The sequence below is a fragment of the Denitromonas iodatirespirans genome (assembly GCF_018524365.1).
Lineage (GTDB): Bacteria > Pseudomonadota > Gammaproteobacteria > Burkholderiales > Rhodocyclaceae > Nitrogeniibacter > Nitrogeniibacter iodatirespirans.
Genome location: NZ_JAEKFT010000005.1, coordinates 111,257 through 132,663, shown reverse-complemented (window position 1 = coordinate 132,663; position 21,407 = coordinate 111,257). Strand labels below are relative to the sequence as shown.

General features: G+C 65.4%; 19 protein-coding genes. 11 read left to right on the top strand and 8 right to left on the bottom strand.

Annotated elements, in window-relative coordinates; all coding sequences use genetic code 11:
* The gene (locus tag I8J34_RS06190; RefSeq protein ID WP_214360517.1) at positions 1-681 is read right to left on the bottom strand and encodes a TOL_0243 family YfiR-like periplasmic protein; all 681 of its coding nucleotides are present in this window, start codon (positions 679-681) and stop codon (positions 1-3) included.
* A 7-nt stretch (positions 682-688) separates the two neighbouring features.
* Positions 689-2,923, bottom strand: coding sequence for a TonB-dependent siderophore receptor (locus I8J34_RS06185; protein ID WP_214360516.1), 2,235 nt, complete (start codon positions 2,921-2,923; stop codon positions 689-691).
* 843 nt (positions 2,924-3,766) lie between these two features.
* On the opposite strand from I8J34_RS06185, the gene I8J34_RS06180 reads away from it, so the two are divergent.
* The gene (locus I8J34_RS06180) at positions 3,767-4,297 is read left to right on the top strand and encodes an AP2 domain-containing protein (protein WP_214360515.1); all 531 of its coding nucleotides are present in this window, start codon (positions 3,767-3,769) and stop codon (positions 4,295-4,297) included.
* A gap of 21 nt (positions 4,298-4,318) precedes the next feature.
* Here I8J34_RS06180 and I8J34_RS06175 read toward each other — a convergent pair whose 3' ends face one another.
* From I8J34_RS06175 to hrcA, 3 genes are read right to left on the bottom strand one after another with little or no spacing between them, the layout of a single operon-like run.
* Positions 4,319-4,714 carry a phage holin family protein gene (locus I8J34_RS06175; protein ID WP_214360514.1) on the bottom strand — a complete coding sequence of 132 codons (396 nt, stop codon included), beginning with the start codon at positions 4,712-4,714 and terminating at the stop codon, positions 4,319-4,321.
* Complete coding sequence (gene hemH, locus I8J34_RS06170; RefSeq protein WP_214360513.1) at positions 4,711-5,826, bottom strand: ferrochelatase; 1,116 nt, start codon at positions 5,824-5,826, stop codon at positions 4,711-4,713. Before hemH ends, I8J34_RS06175 begins: the two co-directional genes overlap by 4 nt.
* Positions 5,827-5,848: 22 nt before the next feature.
* Positions 5,849-6,874: a heat-inducible transcriptional repressor HrcA gene (hrcA, locus tag I8J34_RS06165; RefSeq protein ID WP_214360512.1), complete on the bottom strand. Its 1,026-nt coding sequence runs from the start codon at positions 6,872-6,874 to the stop codon at positions 5,849-5,851.
* Positions 6,875-7,001: 127 nt separating this feature from the next.
* Between hrcA and I8J34_RS06160 the strand changes: the two genes are divergently transcribed.
* Both I8J34_RS06160 and recN read left to right on the top strand, forming a co-directional pair.
* Positions 7,002-7,886 (top strand): NAD kinase, encoded by an 885-nt coding sequence (locus I8J34_RS06160; RefSeq protein WP_214360511.1) that lies wholly within the window; start codon positions 7,002-7,004, stop codon positions 7,884-7,886.
* Positions 7,887-7,899: 13 nt separating this feature from the next.
* Positions 7,900-9,567 carry a DNA repair protein RecN gene (gene recN, locus I8J34_RS06155; RefSeq protein ID WP_214360510.1) on the top strand — a complete coding sequence of 556 codons (1,668 nt, stop codon included), beginning with the start codon at positions 7,900-7,902 and terminating at the stop codon, positions 9,565-9,567.
* A 13-nt stretch (positions 9,568-9,580) separates the two neighbouring features.
* On the opposite strand, the gene I8J34_RS06150 is transcribed toward recN, so the two are convergent.
* Together I8J34_RS06150 and fur are read right to left on the bottom strand one after the other, a co-directional pair.
* Positions 9,581-10,144 (bottom strand): TMEM165/GDT1 family protein, encoded by a 564-nt coding sequence (locus I8J34_RS06150; RefSeq protein ID WP_214360509.1) that lies wholly within the window; start codon positions 10,142-10,144, stop codon positions 9,581-9,583.
* 9 nt (positions 10,145-10,153) lie between these two features.
* Positions 10,154-10,594 (bottom strand): ferric iron uptake transcriptional regulator, encoded by a 441-nt coding sequence (fur, locus tag I8J34_RS06145; RefSeq protein ID WP_214360508.1) that lies wholly within the window; start codon positions 10,592-10,594, stop codon positions 10,154-10,156.
* Between the two features lie 118 nt (positions 10,595-10,712).
* Here fur and I8J34_RS06140 point away from each other — a divergent pair, with 118 nt between their 5' ends.
* The 7 genes from I8J34_RS06140 (at position 10,713) to I8J34_RS06110 (ending at position 20,310) form a co-directional block, all read left to right on the top strand.
* Positions 10,713-11,165 carry an outer membrane protein assembly factor BamE gene (locus I8J34_RS06140; protein ID WP_214360507.1) on the top strand — a complete coding sequence of 151 codons (453 nt, stop codon included), beginning with the start codon at positions 10,713-10,715 and terminating at the stop codon, positions 11,163-11,165.
* The gene (gene dapB / locus I8J34_RS06135) at positions 11,162-11,977 is read left to right on the top strand and encodes a 4-hydroxy-tetrahydrodipicolinate reductase (RefSeq protein ID WP_255553120.1); all 816 of its coding nucleotides are present in this window, start codon (positions 11,162-11,164) and stop codon (positions 11,975-11,977) included. Before I8J34_RS06140 ends, dapB begins: the two co-directional genes overlap by 4 nt.
* Before the next feature lie 110 nt (positions 11,978-12,087).
* A complete protein-coding gene (locus tag I8J34_RS06130; RefSeq protein ID WP_214360506.1) occupies positions 12,088-14,676 on the top strand; it encodes a response regulator in 2,589 nt (862 codons plus the stop codon).
* Between the two features lie 218 nt (positions 14,677-14,894).
* Positions 14,895-16,037 carry a glutamine-hydrolyzing carbamoyl-phosphate synthase small subunit gene (carA, locus tag I8J34_RS06125; RefSeq protein WP_214360505.1) on the top strand — a complete coding sequence of 381 codons (1,143 nt, stop codon included), beginning with the start codon at positions 14,895-14,897 and terminating at the stop codon, positions 16,035-16,037.
* Positions 16,038-16,113: 76 nt separating this feature from the next.
* Positions 16,114-19,332 carry a carbamoyl-phosphate synthase large subunit gene (carB, locus tag I8J34_RS06120; protein ID WP_214360504.1) on the top strand — a complete coding sequence of 1,073 codons (3,219 nt, stop codon included), beginning with the start codon at positions 16,114-16,116 and terminating at the stop codon, positions 19,330-19,332.
* A 4-nt stretch (positions 19,333-19,336) separates the two neighbouring features.
* Positions 19,337-19,813, top strand: a complete 477-nt coding sequence (greA, locus tag I8J34_RS06115; RefSeq protein WP_214360503.1) for a transcription elongation factor GreA — start codon at positions 19,337-19,339, stop codon at positions 19,811-19,813.
* A gap of 11 nt (positions 19,814-19,824) precedes the next feature.
* The gene (locus I8J34_RS06110) at positions 19,825-20,310 is read left to right on the top strand and encodes a DUF4149 domain-containing protein (protein ID WP_214360502.1); all 486 of its coding nucleotides are present in this window, start codon (positions 19,825-19,827) and stop codon (positions 20,308-20,310) included.
* Here the strand turns inward: I8J34_RS06110 and yhbY are convergent.
* Complete coding sequence (gene yhbY / locus I8J34_RS06105) at positions 20,299-20,721, bottom strand: ribosome assembly RNA-binding protein YhbY (protein WP_214360501.1); 423 nt, start codon at positions 20,719-20,721, stop codon at positions 20,299-20,301. The two genes, I8J34_RS06110 and yhbY, sit on opposite strands and share 12 nt — an antisense overlap.
* Before the next feature lie 41 nt (positions 20,722-20,762).
* On the opposite strand from yhbY, the gene I8J34_RS06100 reads away from it, so the two are divergent.
* Positions 20,763-21,389 carry an RlmE family RNA methyltransferase gene (locus I8J34_RS06100; RefSeq protein WP_214360500.1) on the top strand — a complete coding sequence of 209 codons (627 nt, stop codon included), beginning with the start codon at positions 20,763-20,765 and terminating at the stop codon, positions 21,387-21,389.
* Positions 21,390-21,407: the final 18 nt, after the last annotated feature.

Here is a 21,407-nt window from a genome sequence, read left to right as displayed (position 1 = left end):
CTATCTCACTTTGCGGACCACACCGTTCTCGACCACTCCTGTGGAGACTTCAAGCATTTTGGTCGGGATGGTCAACGAGGCCGCGCGGGCCTGATCGAGGTTGACGCTCATTTCGACATAGTCGGTGATCTGAAAGCGGATGATGCCCCCTTCCTGCAGAAAATCGGGGGCACTGCTCACGGTCAGAACCGGTTTGTCTTTCAGCGCCGCAAGCGTGGCGCGGCGGTTTGCGGTGGCTTCGTGGGCCACATAGACGATCTGGCAGCGTTGCAGGTCTTCCAGGCGCTTGGCGCGGAAGATCGCAAACGGGCGGCCTTGCTCGGTGCGTCCGGCAAGGGTGCTCTCCAGCGCATTGCCGAAGGGGTCGTTGCCCAGCACGCAGATCCGCCAGGGAGAACGCTCATCGGCGAAGGCGTTGTCGGGCCAGGTCACGTAGTGGGCGAAGTTGCGCAAAAAAGCGGCCTGGACAATGCGCGGATCGATCCGCGTGTTCGGCTGCCCGATGGCAAACACCGGCAGGCAGGCGAGCAGCAGCAGGCCGGCCAGCAAGTTCCGGCACCGCTGCCGTGTGCCGGGAGGGGATATGTCGGCTGGCATCGTGACCGGGCGCGGCGTGGGGGCCAGCGCGCGGCAAGGTGCCTGGCCGTTTGGCAAACCGAGGTCGTGGTCTCTGGTCTGCATGTCGTTCTCAGTACCTGGCCGAGAGGGTGAGGAGAAATTCGCGGGGCCGCGCGCGCGTGCTCTGCGAAGGCCGGTAGTACTCGTTGGTGAGGTTCTTGCCCATCAGGTCGATGCTCAGCGCTTGACCGCGCCATTGCCATTGGTAGCCGAGCTTCGCATTGACCAGCGTGTAGCTCTGCCGGGACGATTTGGGGCTGTCGGGCAGGAGCGTCTGGTTGTGGACGATATTGACGCCGCCAGCCACATAGAGGCCTCGCAGGTCGCCCTGCGTGAAGTCGTAGCGCGTCCAGATATTGGCCAGATGGGGCGCGCTCATTTGCAGCGGGGCATTGTGCAGGCGCTTGACATCCCTGTAGTTCCGCTGCCCGGCGGCATCGAGCGTGGTCGGATCCTGGGCGAGGATGGCCTCATCGTTGCCGCTGAACTCGGTGATCCGGGCATGCATGTAGCTGTAGGAGACATAGAGCTGCCAGTTGTCGGTGAGCGCAGCGGTGGTGTCGAACTCGATACCACGCGAGCGCTGCTCGCCGCTCTGGACGTTGTGGATCACCACCGAACCGATGTTATTGGTGGAGGCGAGATCGTTCACGATGTCCTGGTTGCGCACGTCGAAGAAGGTCAGGGTGCCGGAGAGGCGGCCGCCGAGCAGATCGGCTTTCACACCGATGTCGTAGCCTCTGCCCTTGGTCGGCTTTGCCGCGCTGGTGGAGCCGTCGGGATGGCGAAGAATCTGCGAGCCGGGAACGAAGGACTCGGCATAGGAGGCGAACAGCGAGAACTCGGGGGTGAGTTTGTAGAGCAGGCCGTATTGCGGCGTCACCATGTGCTCGGTGAATTCGGGTTCCGATTGCTGGGTCAGGTTGTTGGTGAGCTGGTTCCTGGTCGATGTCAGGCGCCAGCCCGCCAGCGCCAGCAGGCGGTCGTCAAAGAAACCGAAGGTGCTGCCAGCGTAGAGGGATTTGTCCGTGTAGGTGACGCTGAAGTCGGTCTTGTTCTCGGTCAGCGCCGAGCGCGGGATGTTGACGACCCGGTTCCAGGTGGACGGGTCGGTCAGATCCCACAGCGGCAGCGGCGAGGCCGTGGGATTGCTGCCCAGGGCCGGATTGTTGGGGGCTTGGGCAGCCCAGTTGTCGAAGCGGCGCTCGACATATTGGGCGCCCAGGAGCAGGCGCAGGCTGGTGGCGCCGAAGTCGTAGTTGCCGACGGCATGGGCGTCGAAGGTGTCGCCCTCGTTGGTATAGGTCTGCCCCCTGAGACGGCGCCCCTGGAGAAAGGTCGCGTTGTTCGCCATGCCCAAGTTGCCGGAGAACAGCGCGTCGATTTCGTAGCGTTGGTGGGCGTAGCCGGCGCGAAGGCTCCAGCGGTCGTTGATCTTGAAGTCGAGCCTTGCATTCAGGCTCTCGGTGTCGCTGGTGCGATAGTCGGCGAACGACATGCTGTTCCAATCGTCCGGCAGGCCCGGGACGTCGACACCCGACAGGTTGGGGTCGGACGGGCTTGGCACGATCCCGACCTGCGCGCCATAGCCGGGCTTCTGCATGACCTGCGGTGATTCGACCTTGTGGAAGTTCTCGTACTTGAGCGACAGACTGAAGCGGTCGTTGGGTTGCCACAGCAAGGACGGTGAGATGTTTCTGGAATGGGCGTCGTAAGGGTCCCAGTAATGAAGGTCTTGCTGGTAGGAGGTGGCCAGCCGGTAGAAGAGGGTCGGGGATAGCGGCCCGGTGATGTCGATACCCAGCTGGTGCTGGTCGTAGGAGCCGTAGCTGAGGTCGGCCGTGGCGGAAAAACGAGGTTCCGGATTCTTGGTGATGATATTGACGATGCCGCCGGGCGCGACCTGGCCATAGAGGAAGGAGGCCGGCCCCTTGACCACCTCCACGCGCGAGATATTGGTGAAATCGAAAATCGACGGCCCGTTCACCCCGTCGCGCAGAATCTGGATGTTCCCCGGCGTTGCGCTGACCGCAAAGCCGCGAATGGCGAGGTTGGCATTGCCCTCGTTGAAGTCGTTGCTGCGGTAGGTGACGCCCGGCGAATAGCGGGCGACGTCGAAGATGTTGACCGGCTTCTGGTCCTTGATGAAGGACTCGGTGAAGGCCTGGATGGCGAAGGGCAGATCCCGGATCGGGGCATTGAAGCGCGAGCCGGACACCGAGTTCGAGGCCCGGTAACCCTTGTCCAGATGCGTCGCGACATCGAAGGGCGAGACCCGCACCCTCACCAGCTCCGTGAGATCCATGTCGGCCACGCTGCTTATCGCGAGTGGCGACGACGTCTCTCCGGCCGGGGTATCGGCCATGGCAGCCGTCTGGAACAACAACAGACCGTGCGCCAAGCTCAAGGCCAGGGGCGCGCGCATACGGAATGGACACAAGCGCAGCTTCATCTACGGTTTCCCGCTTGTCAGGAATAAGCAATCACATCCTGGTGACCGAGGTGCCTCGTCGCTTCTTGGGGGTCTCTCCGTTGTTGGTCTTCTCAGTACAGCGTATTTGGGGGAAAAGGGGTGAGGAGGTATCGGCGCGCGTCGTGGCAGTTTCCCCACCAGGCGTCAGTCTAGCCTGAAGATTGCGTGTCTGTGCTGGTGGATTGTCGGGACGGGTTGCTTGAATCAGGCTCACGCCGCCGACGGGGTGACACTTGCCCATGGTCAGACACCCCGGTCTTGTTCTCCATAACGCGTCCCCGATCGTCTTCTCTCATACCCATGCGAATCATAGGGGTAATGCAATGTAGCATCCAAGCCGCCGCGTGTGTGGCGATACGGTTCGGCGATGCCACATCGACAGCCCGGCCGCGACGTGGTTTTGGGGGGTGAAGCACAGAATGAGCCGGTTTGATGGCACTGCCTCGCGACCAGATCCGACGAGCCAGCTCGCCACCTCGATGCGCTCCTGCCCTCGCCATGCCTGTCGGCCGTGTGGGGCAGTGACGGCGGGATGCCGCGCTTGTGGCGGATGTTGCGTTCGAAAGGCCGTTGGTCGGCCATCCATGCCGTTCTTCCGTCAACCGTAAAGTTTTTCGACGCGCGGCCGAAAGCGTCCCTATGCCCCCCAATCAAATCGGGCCGGAGGACGTTCGAGTGAGCCAAAGCAGCGTATATGGCATCAGCCGTGTCGACAACGAAGCGAGCCGCACCCATGGCTGGCTGGTGACGATCCAGCGTCGCGGGGTCATCTATCGCAAGCATTTCAGCGATGGGGTGTTCAGCGGCAAGCGCAAGGCGTTTTCGGCGGCCAAGGCCTACCGGGACGAGATCATCGCAGCGCATCCGCCGCTGTCGATGCAGGAATATTCGTCGATCCGCAAAAAGAACAACCGCTCCGGCGTAGTCGGCGTGTGCCGCTACTGCGCCTCGGAGACCCGCGATCTGCCCGAGGACAAGCAGCGCTGGTTCTGGGTGGCCTCGTGGCCGCTGCCGGACGGGCGGCGCAAGCGGGTGAAATTTTCGGTGAACAAGTACGGCGAAGACGGTGCCTTCCAGCGCGCACTCGATGCGCGCAACGCGGCGCTGACGAGTCTCGATGGCGATTTCGATCCGGGTGCGGTGCGCCGTCGCCCGGCGCGCAAGGCGGTGCCGCGCAACGGCGTCGACAAGTCGGCGCGGCTCTGATCCCGACGGGGCGGGGCGGGTTCAGCCCCGCTCGTCCGGCGGCCAGCGCTTGACGCTGATCCGCACGTTCGAGCGATCCGACAAGGCCATGTTCACCAGCCAGGTGAGCAGGCTGTAGACCAGCGCGCCCCAGAACGCAGTGGCAAAGTCCGGCACATGCAGGCCGGCGACCAACCCAGACACCAGCCAGAACAGCAGCCCGTTGATGACCAGGGTGAAGATGCCCAGCGTCAGCACCGTGATCGGCAGTGTGATCAGGATCAGCACCGGGCGGATCAGGGCATTGACCAGGCCGAGCAGCAAGGCGCTGATCAAGGCGGTGGTGTAGGACGTCACTTCCAGTCCGCTGACCAGTTCGGGCACCAGCATCAGCGCCAAGGCATTGAGCGCCCAGCGCGCGATCAGCATCACGTTCATGGCGTTTTCTCTCCGTGGCTGGCGCCGAGCGCCAGGGCACGGGTACGGCCGAGCTGCCGGTCGGCCACGCTGCGGCGCGGATCGGCGTCGGCCCAGTGGCCGGCATGGCGGATCACCAGTTGGGTGAGGGCGTGCATCCAGTCATCGCGGGTGTTGAGGCAGGGGATGTAGTGGAAGTGCTTGCCGCCATGCGTCAGGAAGGCTTCCTTGCACTCCATGGCGATTTCTTCGAGCGTCTCCAGGCAATCGGCGGCAAAGCCCGGGCACATCACGTCCACCGAGCGCACGCCTTGCTTGGGCAGCGCTTCGAGCGTCGGCTGGGTATAGGGCTTGAGCCACTCGGCCTTGCCGAAGCGCGACTGGAAGGTGAGCATCACCCGCTCGGGGGCCACCTCAAGCGCCTCGGCCAGGAGACGCGCCGTCTTGTGGCATTCGCAGTGGTAGGGGTCGCCCTTGTCGAGCGTGAAGCGCGGCACCCCGTGAAAACTCAGGATCAGCCGGTCGGCCTGGCCGTTTTTCGCCCAGTGCGCCTGCACGTTGGCGGCCAGGGCGGCGATGTAGCCCGGGTCGTCATGGTAGCTGCGGACGAAGCGCAGCTCGGGCAGGTTGCGCCAGGTGCGCAGTCGGTCGGCCACTTCGTCCATCACGCTGCCGGTGGTGCTGCCGGCGTATTGCGGATACATCGGTACCACCAGGATGCGGTCGCAGCCGGCCTCGCGCAGGGCGTCGAGCCGCTCGGGGATCGATGGCCGGCCGTAGCGCATGGCCCAGTCCACCCGCCAGTCGCGATGGCCGGCCTCGGTCAGGAAGCCGGCCAGCAGCTTGGCCTGGCGCTCGGTATGCACACGCAGCGGCGAGCCTTCGTCGGTCCAGATCGATGCGTATTTTTCGGCGGACTTGGCGGGGCGGGTGTTGAGGATGACGAGATTGAGGATCGGCCACCAGGCCAGGCGGGGAATCTCCACCACGCGCGGATCGGACAGGAACTGCTTGAGATAGGGGCGCACCGCAGCGGCGGTCGGCGCCTCCGGCGAGCCGAGGTTGACCAGCAGCACGCCGACGCGCGGCACGCTGCCATGAGAATGAGCCGGCTCGGGCCGGTATCGGGCCATGGAAATCTCTCCGGAAAAAGCGTCAGTTGTTCGACGACAGGGCGCTCGAGAGCAGGCGGGCGGTGATGTCGACGATGGGGATGACGCGCTCGTAGGCCATGCGCGTCGGGCCGATGACGCCGAGCGAGCCGACCACCTGGCCATCGACCTCGTAGGGCGCGGTGATGACGCTGCATTCGTCGAGCGGTGCCAGGCCGGACTCGCCGCCGATGAAGATCTGCACACCCTCGGCGCGATTGGAGACATCGAGCAGTTGCAGCAGCCCGGTCTTCTGGTCGAACAGCTTGAACAGCTCGCGTAGGCGCGCCATGTTGGAGGACAGGTCTTCGACGTCGAGCAGGTTGGTCTCGCCCGACAGAATGTACTGGGACGACTCCTCGACCGCCTTCGAGCCGACATCCACCGCGGCGGTCATCAGCTCCGACATGTCCGAATGCAGCTGCTGCAGCTCCGCCTTGAGGCGACCGCGGATGTCGTCGAAATCCAGCCCGGCATACTGCTGGTTGAGGTAGTTGGCGGCGGTGACCAGTTCGGACGGCGAATACTTGCGCTGGGTGATCAGGATGCGGTTCTGCACGTCGCCGCGCGTGGTGACGATGATCAGCAGGATCCGTGTCTCCGACAGCGAGACGAACTCGATCTGGCGAATGCGGATGGCCTCGCGCCGCGGCGCGACCACCACACCGGCAAAGTGGGTCAGCTGCGACAGCAGGTTGGAGGCGGCGCTGATCAGGCGCTGCGGCTGGTCGGGCTGCAGATGTTCCTTGAGCTCGAGTAGCTGGGCCTTGTGCATCGGCCGCACGGTGAGCAGGTTGTCGACAAACAGGCGATAGCCGCGCGAGGTGGGAATCCGCCCGGCCGAGGTGTGCGGGCTGGAAATGAAGCCGGCCTCTTCCAGGTCCGACATCACGTTGCGGATGGTGGCGGGCGACAGCTCCAGGCCCGATTGCTTCGACAGCGCACGCGACCCGATCGGCTGGCCGTCCGCGATATAGCGTTCGATCAGCGTCTTGAGCAGGATTCTTGAGCGTTCGTCGAGTTCAGCCATAGTGTCCGGGGTCCGCGTCGGCCATGGATTTTAAGTAAGTCTGCGCCGTGTGCCTAGCGCAGTGTGGCGCTTTCCGGGGTTGCGCGCCATCGAATCGCCGCGCCGCTTGTGGTTTAATCTTTGGCCTATGAACCACGCCTTCAAGTCGGTCGCACTGATCGGCAAATACCAAAGCCCCGATGTGGCCGCCGCCGTGCTGCAAATCGGCGGTTTTCTGCGCGAGCGCGAGTTGAATGTGTTGATCGAACAGGGCACGGCGAGTTCCACCCGGCTCGGTTCGGGCTTTGCCGTGGCCACCTACGACGAGATCGGCGCGGGCGCCGATCTGGCGGTCGTGCTCGGTGGCGACGGCACCATGCTCAACGCCGCCCGCCGGCTGGCCGAACATGGCGTGCCGCTGGTGGGGGTGAACGAAGGGCGGCTGGGCTTTCTGACCGACATCGCGCGCGAGCACATGGAGGTCGGGCTCGGTGCGATCCTCGACGGCAAGGGCGTCGAAGCGCCGCGCTTCATGCTCGACGTGGTGGTCAAGCGCGGCAGCCGCAGCGTGTTCCACACCATCGCGCTCAACGATGTGGTGGTCAACAAGGGCGACATCGGCCGCATGATCGAGTTCGACGTGCGTATCGACGATGAATTCGTCTACACCCAACGCTCCGACGGCATGATCGTGTCCACGCCGACCGGCTCGACGGCCTATGCCTTGTCGGCGAATGGCCCGATTCTGCACCCCGACATGGTCGGCATCGCCTTGGTGCCGCTGTGCCCGCACACCCTGACCGCGCGGCCGATCACCTTGCCTGACAGTTGCACCATCGACATCGTGCTGCAGGCACCGCATGACGCACGGGTGCACTTCGACGGCCAGGAGCGCTTCGACGCACGCGCCGGCGACTGCATCCGCATCACCCGCTCGCCGCATCACATCCGCCTGATCCATCCGCCCGGCTACAGTTATTTCGCCATGCTGCGCGAGAAGCTCCACTGGAGCGCCTCGCCGCGCCATCTCTGACCACGGTCCCCTCATGCTGCGTCGTCTTCATATCCGCGATTTCGTCATTGTCGATGAGCTGGAACTCCATTTCGCCGACGGTTTCGGCGCGCTCACCGGCGAGACCGGCGCCGGCAAATCCATCCTGCTCGACGCGCTCGGCCTGGTGATGGGCGACCGCGCCGAAAGCGGCGTGGTGCGTACCGGCCAGGCGCGTGCCGAGATGAGCGCCGAGTTCGACCTGCCGGCGGCCGAAGATCTGGCCGCCTGGCTCGACGAGCAGGCCATCGAGGTCGACGACGATGCGCTCTTGCTGCGCCGCGTGGTGGACCAGAACGGCCGCTCGCGCGCCTGGATCAACGGCGTCAGCGTCACGCTGACCCAGCTGCGCGAGGTTGGCGCCTGGCTGGCCGACATCCATGGCCAGCACGCACACCATGCGCTGCTGCGCGCCGACGCCCAGCGTAGCCTGCTCGACACCTACGCGGGTCTTGAGGACTTGGCCAGAGAGGTCGCGGGCGCCTGGCAAACCTGGCAGAAGGCGCGGCAGGCCTGCCAGCGGGCCGAGGCCGATGCGGCCGGGGTGGCGCAGGAGCGCGAGCTGCTCGAATGGCAGGTGAAGGAACTCGAAGCGCTCGATTTCGAGGCGGAGGCCTGGCGCGAACTGGAACTGGAGCACAGCCGTCTGGGGCATGCGACCGGCTTGCTGGAAGGCGTCTGCGCCGCCGTCGATGCGCTGGATGAGGGCGAGCTGCCGCTGGTCGGCGAGCTGGAGCGCCTAGCCGCGCGTCTGGCCGAGCTGGCGGCCATCGACCCCGAGCTGCAATCACTGCACGATCTGCTCAACGGCGCAGCCATCCAGGCCGACGAGGCGGTGCACGGACTGCGCCGCTACCGTGACCGGGTCGAGGTGGACCCGGACCGTCTGGCTGAGGTCGAGGCGCGTATCGCCGCCGTCACCGACATGGCGCGCAAGCACCGGGTGTTGCCCGATGCGTTGGCCGAGGTGCTGGCCGAGCGTCGCGCCCGGCTCGATGCCCTGCTGTCGGACGCCGATCCGCCCGCGCTTCAGGCCAAGGCCGAGGCGGCGAAGCAGGCCTACGCGGTGGCGGCCGAACGCCTCAGCGCGGCCCGGGCGCCGGTGGCCAAGACCTTGTCGGCACAGGTCAGCGCCGCCATGCAGACGCTGGCGATGGCCGGCGGCCAGTTCGAGATCGCGCTGTTGCCCGAATCGGACGGCAGCGCGCACGGCAACGAAACGGTGGAATTCCAAGTGGCCGCCAACCCCAGTCAGCCGCTGCGGCCGCTGGCCAAGGTGGCCTCGGGCGGGGAGTTGTCGCGCATCGGGCTGGCGATCCAGGTGATCACCAGCCGGGCGGCGGCGGTGCCGACGCTGATCTTCGACGAGGTCGACGTCGGCATCGGTGGCCGCGTGGCCGAGATCGTCGGTCGCATGCTGCGCGAGTTGGGCCAGCAGCGTCAGGTGATGTGCGTGACGCATTTGCCGCAAGTGGCCGCGCAGGCCAACTGGCAATGGTCGATCGCCAAGGCTCAGCGCGATGGCGAGACGGTGAGCACCGTCACCGTCCTCGACGACGCGGCGCGGATCGACGAGATCGCCCGCATGCTCGGCGGCGTGAATATCACCGAAACGACCCGTCAGCATGCCTCGGAAATCCTCGGCCTGACACCCGCCGGCTAAGTCCGCTCCGGGATCAGCCCAGTGCCGTGATCGCCGCGGTGATCAGAAATCCGGCGGCTGCCACGCGGCGCATGATGTGGCCGGGCAGGCGCTCGGCCAAGCGTTCGCCGACCATCACGGCCGGCACGTTGGCGATCATCATGCCCAAGGTGGTGCCGATCACCACCCAGGTCAGGGCGTCGAAGCGGGCGCCCAAGGCGACGGTCGCAAACTGCGTCTTGTCGCCGATCTCGGCCAGGAAGAAGGCCACCAGCGCGATCAGGAAAATGCGCCACGCCGTGTGAGCCGGCGGAGTGGCGGTGTCCTCATCCAGCGTGTCGGGGCGCAGTGCCCACAGCCCGAAAGCGAGAAAACTCGCGGCCAGCGTCCACTTGAGCCAATGCCCCGGCAACCACTGCGCGATCCAGGCGCCGGCCGCCGCGGCGAGGGCGTGGTTGAGGAGGGTTGCGATGAAGATCCCCCACACGATGGCGACGCGATGCTTGAGTCGCGCGGCCAGCATGAAGGACAGCAGTTGGGTTTTGTCGCCGATTTCGGCGACGGCGACCAGGGCGGTCGCCGTCAGCAAGGTTTCCAAGGCGGGGGCTTACTTGTCGTCGCTGCTGCGGTTGGGGCAGTCCTTGCGATGGCACTCGACGTACAGATACAGCGCATGCTCCTTGACCGAGAAGCCACGCTCCTTGGCCACCGCGTTCTGGCGTTTTTCGATCTCGGGGTCGAAGAACTCCTCGACCGCACCGCATTCGACACACACCAGGTGGTCGTGGTGGGCACCTTCGTTGAGTTCGAAGACGGCTTTGCCGGACTCGAAGTGGTGGCGCTCCAGCAGGCCGGCCTGTTCGAACTGAGTGAGGACGCGATAGACCGTGGCCAGGCCGATGTCCATGTCGTCGTTCATCAGCAGGCGATACACATCCTCGGCCGTCAGGTGGCGCTGATCGGTGTGTTGAAAGAGGTCGAGGATCTTGAGCCGCGGAAGGGTCGCTTTGAGACCCATGCTCTTGAGGCTTTGCGAATTTGATGGCATGTCGGTGTCGGCCCGCCCAATGTAGGGGAACACGGAAAGTTGAGCGAGACAGTATGATATATTTTTTGCCTTTTCCTGAGAATTCTGGCGTTCCTCCACGCCGTCCCTTGAGCAGACCATGCAACCCAAAACCAAACTGATAACCGCAATGGCGGCAGCGCTGTTGATCTCCGGCTGCGGCGTAACCGACTATGTGCGTCCCTATCGCATCGATGTGCGCCAGGGAAACTACGTGACTCAGGACATGGTGTCGCATCTGAAGAAGGGCATGACGCGCGATCAGGTCCGCTTTGCGCTGGGCACGCCCTTGCTGTCGGACGTCTTCCACGCCGATCGTTGGGATTACGTCTATCGCTTCGAGCCTGGTCATGGCGAGCCGGAGCAACGCGTGCTGACGGTGTTCTTCGAGGACGACCGCCTGGCGCGCGTCGAGGGTGACGTGGTGGCCGGCGATCCGGCGGCCATGGCGGCCAAGGAAGAGCAACGCATCCGCACGCTGTCGCTGAGCGGCCCCGACGCCGCGGAAAACGCCGACAAGACATCCACCGACACCAAGGACGCAGCGAAGTGAGCACCAACACACCACGCCGGATCGCCGTTGCCGGCGGCAGCGGCCGCATGGGCCGCATGTTGATCGAAGCCACGTTGGCGGCGGACGACCTGGCGCTCGCGTCGGTTTTCGACCGCGCCGGCAGCCCGTTCATTGGCCGCGATGCCGGCGAGCTGGTGGCCCAGCCCTGCGGCGTGACCATCACGGACGACATGTCGGCGGCGATCGCGGCAGCCGATTGCGTCATCGATTTCACCTTGCCCGAGGGCTCGCTGGCGCATCTGGCCGAAGCGCGCCGTCAAGGCAAGGCGATGGTGATCGGCACCACCGGTTTCAATGCCGAACAAAAGCGCGAGATCCTGCAGGCGGCCGAGAGCATTCCGGTGGTGTTCGCGCCGAACATGGCGGTCGGCGTCAATGCGGTGTTCAAGTTGCTCGAAGTGGCGGCGCGAATTCTCGATCAAGGCTACGACATCGAGGTCATCGAAGCCCATCACCGGCTCAAGATCGATGCGCCGTCGGGGACGGCGCTGCGCATGGGCGAGATCGTCGCGCATGAACTCGGGCGCGATCTCGAGCAGTGCGCCATCTACGGCCGCGAAGGCGTGACCGGCAAGCGCAAGGACGAGACCATCGGCTTTTCGACCATCCGCGGCGGCGATGTGGTGGGCGATCACACCGTGCTGTTCGCCGGCATCGGCGAGCGCATCGAGATCACCCACAAATCGGGTAGCCGCATGCCGTACGCGCTGGGCGCGCTGCGCGGCGCGCGCTTCCTGGCCAAGCATCGCCGGGGGTTGTTCGACATGCAGGACGTGCTCGGCCTGCGCTGAGTGTCCCGGTGCCGGGGCGGGCGCCTCAAGAGCGCGCGCTTCGGGCCGATAGCGATCATGATGGTCCGCATTCCGAGCGGGCCGCCCTGTGATCTGGGAAGTTCGCCCGCGTGACCACTCCTGCTTTCCTGGCGCTGCTTCAAAAACACCTCGCCCTTCAGCCGGGCGAATCGCTTTCGGTCGGTCTGGCGCGTCAGGGGTATGGTCCGGCGCAGATCGAGGCCTTGAGCGCGTTTTCGGCCGCCTGCGAGGCTGAATGCGGGCGGGCCGCCGGCCGGCTGACCCAGGCCGAAGCGCGTCTTGCGCTGGTCTTGCGCAATACCGACATGGGTCTGTGGGAGTATGACCTGCAGGCGGGCCGTGTCGAGGTGGACGCCAATTGGCAGACGATGCTCGGCGTTGCCGACGATGGGCTCGACGGCGGTTTTGAGCGTTTGCGCGAGCGGATCCACCCCGACGATGTGGCCGCTTTTCGCGATGTGACGGTGGCCCACCTTCGGGGGCAATCGCGCTTTTTCGATTTCACCTTTCGTGCGCGCGACAGATCGGGCGACTGGCGTTGGGTGCAGGCGCGCGGCCGGGCTTTCGAGCGCGGGGCCGACGGGCGCTGGCTGCGCATGCTCGGCACTTATCGCGATGTGACGCAGGAGCGGGCTGACCAACTGGCTCTGCGCGAGGCGCGGGACGCGGCCGAGGGCGCGAACCGTGCCAAGAGCGAGTTCCTGGCCAACATGAGCCATGAAATCCGCACGCCGATGAACGGCATCATCGGCATGACCGAACTGGCGCTCGATACACCGCTCGACAGCGAGCAGCGCGAATATCTCAACAACGTCAAGGCCTCGGGCGAGGCCTTGCTGACCATCCTCAACGACATCCTCGATTTCTCGAAGATCGAGGCCGGCAAGATGGGGCTCGAGGCGATCGATTTTTCGATGCGCTCGGTGGTGTCGGATACGGTCAAGACGCTGGCGCTCCGGGCGCACCAGCAAGGCCTGGAGCTGCTCTACGAGATCGATCCCGAGGTGCCGGCGGTGCTCAAGGGGGATCCGGGGCGGATCCGCCAGATACTCCTCAACCTGGTCGGCAACGCCCTCAAGTTCACCTCCCGCGGTCAGGTCATGGTCCATGTGTCGCGCCAGGACGGCGGCGAGGCGGGCAGCCTGGTGGCGGTATCGGTGAAGGATTCCGGCATCGGCATCGCGGCCGACAAACTGTCGGCGATCTTCGAGGCCTTTTCGCAGGCCGACAGCTCCACGACCCGTAAATTCGGTGGCACCGGCCTGGGGCTGGCCATCTGCCAGCGTCTGGTGGCCCTGATGGGCGGCGAGTTGCAGGCATCGAGCGAAGTGGGCGTGGGCAGTGACTTCCGCTTTACCTTGCGCCTGCCGGAAGTCGCGGCTGCGACTCAGCCCGACGGCCGTCAGATGTGCGGCCGCCGCATCCTGGTCGCGGACCGCAGCCAGGCCGTCCGCGATTTGCTGGTGCGGGTCGTCGGCCGTTGGGGCATGAGCTGCGTCACGGTCGGCGATGGTGAGGCCATGATGGCCGAGCTGAAGAAGGCGGGCGACGGCGACGCGCCTTTCGATTTCGTCATGGTCGACGTCGGCATGCCCGAGCCCGGCGGTTTCGCGCTGGCCCGGCAGCTCAGGGGCGAGACGCAGTGGCTGGACCGCATCGTGATGATGCTGACCACGCACAACCAGCGCCAGGATCTGGCCCGCTGCAAGGATCTGGGCCTGTCGTCGCGGCTGATCAAACCCTTCTCGGCCGACGAGGTCTGCGAGGTGCTGATGGCCGCAGTGGCGGGCCAAAGTACGGACGACGATGCGCTGTTCGAATTCGACCCGGAACTCACGCTGACCCAGCTCAGCCAAGGGCGCGACGACAGTCGCGACATCCTGCTGGTGGAAGACAACCCGGTCAATCAGGCCGTGGCGATCAAGATGCTCGAGAAGGCTGGGCATCGGATCGCGGTGGCGGGCAACGGGCAGGAGGCGATCGAGATGCTCGAGAATCGGCGCTTCGATCTGGTGCTGATGGATGTGCAGATGCCGGTCATGGGCGGCATCGAAGCCACCCAGGCGATCCGTGCGCGTGAGGCGCGGCGCAGCTGGGCCATGGCGGGGCAATGGAAGGCGATGCCGATCATCGCCATGACGGCCCATGCGATGGCGGGCGACCGCCAGCGCTGCCTCGACGCCGGTATGGACGACTATGTCACCAAGCCGATCAAGCCGGCCGACCTGTTTGCCGCCATTGCCCGCGCAGGCGGCGACGACGCATCGGCGGCGGCCGATCCGGACTGGTCGCTGCTCGAGATGGCGACGCGCAGCGGCGGCACCAGCGTGCTGGATCTGGATCAGACGCGGCAGCTGCTCGACGGCGACGAAGAGGCACTCGAGAAGCTGGTCGACCTCTTCTTTGCCGATTTCGCCGGCAGCTTGCAGAAGCTCAAGTCGTCGGCTGGTTCGGGCGATCTGGCTGCACTGGCGGCGATTGCCCACACGGTCAAGGGGTCGGTCGGGGTGTTCAATGCCATGGCGGCACTCGACGCCGCCGCCGCGGTCGAGCATGCCGCCCGCGAAGGAAAGCTGGAGGCCGCCCGGCTCGCCTTGCCGACATTGCTCGATGCACTGAACAAGCTTGGCAATGCCTTGCGCCAGTCGGTAATGGCGCGTGGCGGCCACGGCGGCTGAGCCTGCGAGACGGGCGTTTCATCGATTGAAACCGGGCCGGATTGTGGTGCGCTGGCGTCGCTGCGTTGCCGGGCGGGCCGAATTTCGCTAGAATTCGGCGAATTTTCTTGTTGATTGCTGAGCGGGATGGGTCGGGTCAGGCTCGTCCCGTTTTTCACGTGTGGAGCAGCGCGCGGTCGCGCTGAGATCCCATCAACGGTTGAACCAGGAGTTTCGTCGTGACTCAATTTCCGCGCGCCATCCTCGTCCTTGCCGACGGGACGGTTTTTAGCGGCAAAGGTATCGGTGCGGCCGGCCGGACGGTAGGCGAGGTCGTCTTCAATACCGCCATGTCGGGCTATCAGGAAATCCTCACCGACCCGAGCTATTCACGGCAGATCGTGACGCTGACCTATCCGCATATCGGCAACACCGGGGTGAATCCCGAGGACGTCGAGTCCGGCCGGGTGCATGCTGCGGGTCTGGTCATTCGCGACCTGCCGCTGCGTGCCTCCAACTGGCGCATGGGCAAGACGCTCGATGCCTATCTGCGCGACGAAGGGGTGGTGGCGATTGCCGATATCGACACGCGTCGGCTGACGCGCGTGCTGCGCGAAAAGGGCGCCCAGGCCGGCTGTATCGTCACCGCGGGCGAAGACGGTGTGATCGATACCGAAGCCGCACTGGCCGCTGCCCGTGCCTTCCCGGGGCTGGCCGGCATGGATCTGGCCAAGGAAGTGACGGCCACCGAGACGCAGGAATGGACCGAGACCGAGTGGGATCTGGTGTCGGGCTATGGCGCGGTCGAAGCGCCCAAGTACCACGTGGTGGCCTACGACTACGGCGTCAAGCGCAACATTCTGCGCATGCTGGCCGCACGCGGTTGCCGCCTGACCGTCGTGCCGGCGCAGACCCCGGCCGACGTGGTGCTGGGCATGGCGCCGGACGGCGTCTTCCTGTCCAACGGTCCCGGCGACCCCGAGCCGTGCGACTACGCGATCAGCGCGATCAAGACCATCGTCGATAGCGGCGTGCCGACCTTCGGCATCTGCCTCGGCCATCAGTTGCTGGCGCTGGCCTCCGGCGGGCGTACGGCGAAGATGAAATTCGGCCACCATGGCGCCAACCACCCGGTCAAGGACCTGGATTCCGGCCAGGTGATGATCACCAGCCAGAACCACGGCTTCGCGGTGGATGTCGACAGCCTGCCGGCCAATCTGCGCGCCACGCATGTGTCGCTGTTCGACGGCAGCCTGCAGGGCATCGCCCGCACCGACGCGCCGGCCTTCAGCTTCCAGGGGCACCCCGAAGCCAGCCCCGGCCCGCACGATGTGGCTTACCTGTTCGACCGCTTCATCCAGATGATGCAAGCGCGTCAGTGATGTGACCGGGCCCGGCGACCCCGGGCCCGACCGCCAGACCGACACATCACCTTCACCGAGTTATCGAGGCAAGCACATGCCCAAGCGTACCGACCTACAAAGCATCCTGATCATTGGCGCGGGTCCGATCATCATCGGCCAGGCCTGCGAATTCGACTATTCCGGCGCACAAGCCTGCAAGGCGCTGCGCGAGGAAGGCTATCGCGTCATCCTGGTGAACTCCAACCCGGCCACGATCATGACCGATCCGGGCACGGCAGACGTCACCTACATCGAGCCGATCACCTGGCAGGTGGTCGAGCGCATCATCGAAAAAGAGCGCCCCGATGCCATCCTGCCGACCATGGGCGGGCAAACCGCGCTCAACTGCGCGCTCGACCTGGCCAAGCATGGCGTGCTCGAAAAGTACGATGTCGAGCTGATCGGCGCCTCGCGCGAGGCCATCGACAAGGCCGAGGACCGCGAGAAGTTCAAGCAGGCGATGACCAAGATCGGCCTCGGCTCGGCGCGCTCGGGCATTGCCCACTCGCTCGAAGAGGCCTTCCAGGTGCAGGCGTGGATCGGCTTCCCGGTCATCATCCGCCCGTCCTTCACGCTCGGCGGCAGCGGCGGCGGCATCGCCTACAACACCGAGGAATTCGTCGACATCTGCAAGGGCGGCCTCGAAGCCAGCCCGACCAACGAGCTGCTCATCGAAGAGTCGCTGATCGGCTGGAAGGAATACGAGATGGAAGTGGTCCGCGACAAGGCGGACAACTGCATCATCGTGTGCTCGATCGAAAACCTCGACCCGATGGGGGTGCACACCGGCGACTCGATCACCGTCGCGCCGTCGCAGACGCTCACCGACAAGGAATACCAGATCCTGCGCAACGCCTCGATCGCCGTGCTGCGCGAGATCGGCGTCGACACCGGCGGCTCGAACGTGCAGTTCGCCATCAACCCCGACGACGGCCGCATGATCGTCATCGAGATGAACCCGCGCGTGTCGCGTTCGTCGGCGCTGGCCTCCAAGGCCACCGGCTTCCCGATCGCCAAGGTGGCGGCCAAGCTGGCCGTCGGCTATACGCTCGATGAGCTGAAGAACGACATCACCGGCGGCGCGACCCCGGCGTCCTTCGAGCCGTCGATCGACTACGTGGTCACCAAGATTCCGCGCTTCGCCTTCGAGAAGTTCCCGACCGCCAACGGCCGTCTGACGACGCAGATGAAGTCGGTCGGCGAGGTGATGGCGATCGGCCGCAGCTTCCAGGAGTCCTTCCAGAAGGCCCTGCGCGGTCTGGAAGTCGGTGTGTATGGCCTGGACGAGATCGAGGCCGATCCGGACGAGCTCGAACGCGAACTGGCCGATCCGGGTGCCCAGCGCATCTGGTATGTGGGCCAGGCCTTCCGTGAGGGCATGACCCTCGACGACGTGTTCAAGCTGACCAAGATCGATCCTTGGTTCCTGGCCCAGATCGAAGACATCGTGGCGACCGAGAAGTCGCTCTCCGGTCGCTCGCTCAAGCGTCTCGACGCCGAGCAGATGCGCGCGCTCAAGCGCAAGGGCTTCTCCGACCGCCGCCTGTCCAAGCTGCTGGCCACCGACGAAACCGCGGTGCGCCTGCATCGTCACGCCCTCGGCGTGCGCCCGGTGTACAAGCGGGTCGATACCTGCGCCGCCGAGTTCGCCACCTCGACCGCCTACATGTACTCGACCTACGAGGAAGAGTGCGAGGCCGCGCCGACCGGCAGGCGCAAGATCATGGTGCTCGGCGGCGGACCGAACCGCATCGGCCAGGGCATCGAGTTCGACTACTGCTGCGTGCATGCCGCGCTGGCGCTGCGCGAAGACGGGTACGAGACCATCATGGTCAACTGCAACCCGGAAACCGTGTCCACCGACTACGACACCTCCGACCGCCTGTACTTCGAGCCGATCACGCTCGAGGACGTGCTCGAGATCGTGCACATCGAGCAGCCCGAAGGCGTCATCGTCCAGTTCGGCGGCCAGACCCCGCTCAAGCGTGCCCGCGCGCTGGAGGCCAACGGCGTGCCCATCATCGGCACCAGCCCGGACATGATCGACGCGGCCGAAGACCGCGAGCGCTTCCAGCAACTGCTCAACGACCTCGGCCTCAAGCAGCCGCCCAACCGCACGGCACGCACGCCGGAAGCGGCGGTGCGCCTGGCCGCCGAGATCGGCTACCCGCTGGTGGTGCGGCCCAGCTATGTGCTGGGTGGGCGCGCGATGGAAATCGTGCACGAGCAGAAGGATCTGGAGCGCTACATGCGCGAGGCGGTCAAGGTCTCGAACGAGTCGCCGGTGCTGCTCGACCGCTTCCTAAACGATGCCACCGAGGTGGATGTCGATGCCTTGTCCGACGGCGAGCATGTCATCATCGGCGGCATCATGGAGCACATCGAACAGGCCGGCGTGCACTCGGGCGACTCGGCCTGCTCGCTGCCGCCGTATTCGCTGTCCGCCGCGCTGCAGGACGAACTGCGTCGCCAGACCACGGCCATGGCCAAGGCGCTCAAGGTGTGCGGCCTGATGAACGTGCAGTTCGCCATCCAGGGCGAGGGCGACGATGCCATCGTCTATGTGCTGGAAGTGAACCCGCGTGCCTCGCGCACCGTGCCCTTCGTCTCGAAGGCCTGCTCGCTGCAACTGGCCAAGATCGCCGCGCGCTGCATGGCCGGTCGCACGCTGGCCGACCAGGGCATCGCCGGCGAGATCGTGCCGCCGTACTTCTCGGTCAAGGAAGCGGTGTTCCCGTTCAACAAGTTCCCCGGTGTGGACACCATTCTCGGCCCCGAGATGAAGTCGACCGGTGAGGTGATGGGCGTGGGCCGCACCTTCGCCGAAGCCTTCGTCAAGTCGCAGATCGCCGCCGGCGTGAAGCTGCCGCAGGGTGGCACGGCCTTCATCAGCGTCAAGCAGACCGATCGCCCGGCCGCCGTCGATGTGGCGCGTCAGCTGCACGAACTGGGCTTCGGCCTGGTGGCGACGCGGGGGACGGCCAGCGCGATCGAGGCCGCCGGCATTCCGGTGGCCGCCGTCAACAAGGTCAACGAAGGGCGTCCGCACATTGTGGACATGATCAAGAACAACGAGATTTCGCTGGTGATCAACACCGTGGAAGAGCGTCGTCAGGCCGTGGCCGATTCGCGCTCGATCCGTACCAGTGCGCTGGCGGCCAAAGTGACCATCTACACCACCGCGGAAGGCGCACGTGCTGCCTGCATGGGCCTGCGCCACCTGGATCAACTGGAGGTGTACGCCGTGCAGGCGCTGCACGCCGAACTGAATTAAGACTATGAACAAGATTCCTTTGACCGTGACCGGGGCCGAGCTGCTCCGGCAAGAGCTGCATCATCTGAAAACCGTCGAACGGCCGAACGTCATCGCGGCGATCGCCGAAGCGCGTTCGCATGGCGATTTGTCGGAGAACGCCGAATACGACGCCGCCAAGGAGCGGCAGGGCTTCATCGAGGGGCGTATCAAGGAAGTCGAGGGCAAGCTGTCGATGGCACAGATCATCGATCCGACTCTGCTCGACGCCGACGGTCGCTGCGTGTTCGGCGCCACCATCGAGCTGGAAGATCTGGCGTCCGAGAGCTCCGTGACTTACCAGATCGTCGGCGACGACGAAGCCGACATCAAGGCGGGCAAGATCTCCGTCAGCTCGCCGATCGCGCGTGCCCTGATCGGCAAGTACGCCGGTGACGTGGCCGAGGTTCAGGCCCCGGGCGGCGTGCGCGAGTACGAAATCATCGACGTCCGCTATATCTGAGCGATCCCGCCGTGACCACCACGATCGCCCGCCTGCAACGCCTGATCCTGACGCTGTGGGTCGGTGCGATGTGGGCAGTCGGCTATCTGGTGGTGCCGGTGTTGTTCAGTGCGCTGAACAACCCGGTGCTGGCCGGTTCGCTGGCGGGTGAACTCTTCGCCAACGTGGCCTGGCTGGGTCTGGTGTGCGGTGCCGCGCTGTTGGTGTTGCAGCATGCCCGCGGGCATGCGCTGCCCCTGCCGCGGGTGACGGTGATCTGCATCCTGGCGATGCTGGTGCTGACGGCGGTCGGGCAGTTCGTGATCGACCCGATCATCGCCGGCATCAAGGCCGAGGCCGGGCCGGCGGGTGCCATGGCCAGCGCGCTGAAAGACCGCTTTGCCATGTGGCACGGCATTGCCAGCGTGCTGTATCTGTGTCAGAGCCTGCTGGGGGCGTTCGCCGTGTGGCGTGCCGCCGTGCCCGGGGCGGACACGCCGGCGCGGTCAGCCGCGTGAGGTGCGGCGGGCCGTGCCACGGGCAGCCGGCTTGGCTCGGCTGTTCGTGGTCGTGCGGCTGTAAGGCGCGCGCGCCTTGGGTTTGTCGGCGGCCGGGCGAGCGGGTTTCGGTTTGACCTCGGCGACCGGTTTGTCTTCTACCGGGGCTTCGCGCCACAAGACGAGGATGTTGCCGATATGCTGCACGCTGGCGGCGCCGGTCTGTTCGCAAATGTCGGCCATGAGTTGGCTGCGGGCGTCGCGATCTTCACCGTACACGCGGACCTTGATCAGCTCATGGGCCTTCAGATTTTGGTCGATCTCGGCCAGCACCGACGGGCTCAGCCCGTTGCCGGCCACGCTGACCACCGGATTGAGGTGGTGGGCGCGGGCACGAAGCTCGCGTCGCTGGGCGGGCGTCAGGTCAGTCATGTGGTTGATCCGGTTGGGGAAAAGGGCGCAATTCTACTCCTATGAAGCGTAGCAAGACCAGCAAGGCGTGGATGCGCGAGCATCTCAACGACACCTATGTCCAGCAGGCGCGGGCATCGGGCTATCGCGCCCGTGCCGCCTACAAACTGCTCGAGATCGACGAGAAGGACAAGCTGATCCGCCCCGGCATGGTGGTGGTCGATCTGGGGGCCGCACCCGGCTCCTGGAGCCAGGTGGCCGCGCAGAAGGTCGGTGACGGTGGGCGAGTGATCGCGCTCGACCTGCTGGAGGTGCTCGGGATTCCGCGGGTGACGGTGATCCAGGGCGACTTCCAGGACTCGGCCGTGCTGCACGAACTGGAGGCCGCGCTCGACGGGCGGCCGGTCGACCTTGTGTTATCGGATATGGCCCCCAATATATCCGGCATCGGTGCCGCCGATCAGGCGCGCTCGATCGGTTTGTGCGAGCTGGCGCTCGATTTTTCGATTCAACATCTGAAACCGGGCGGCAACTTCCTGGTCAAGGTGTTTCAGGGCGCGGGATTCGACGCGTATCGCCGTGCCATGCAGGCCGTGTTTCGATCGGTGGTCGTGCGCAAGCCTGCAGCGTCCCGGGACCGCAGTACCGAGGTGTATCTGCTGGGCCTCGGGGTCAAGCCGGCCGCATAGCGTGGGCGTATGGTGCTG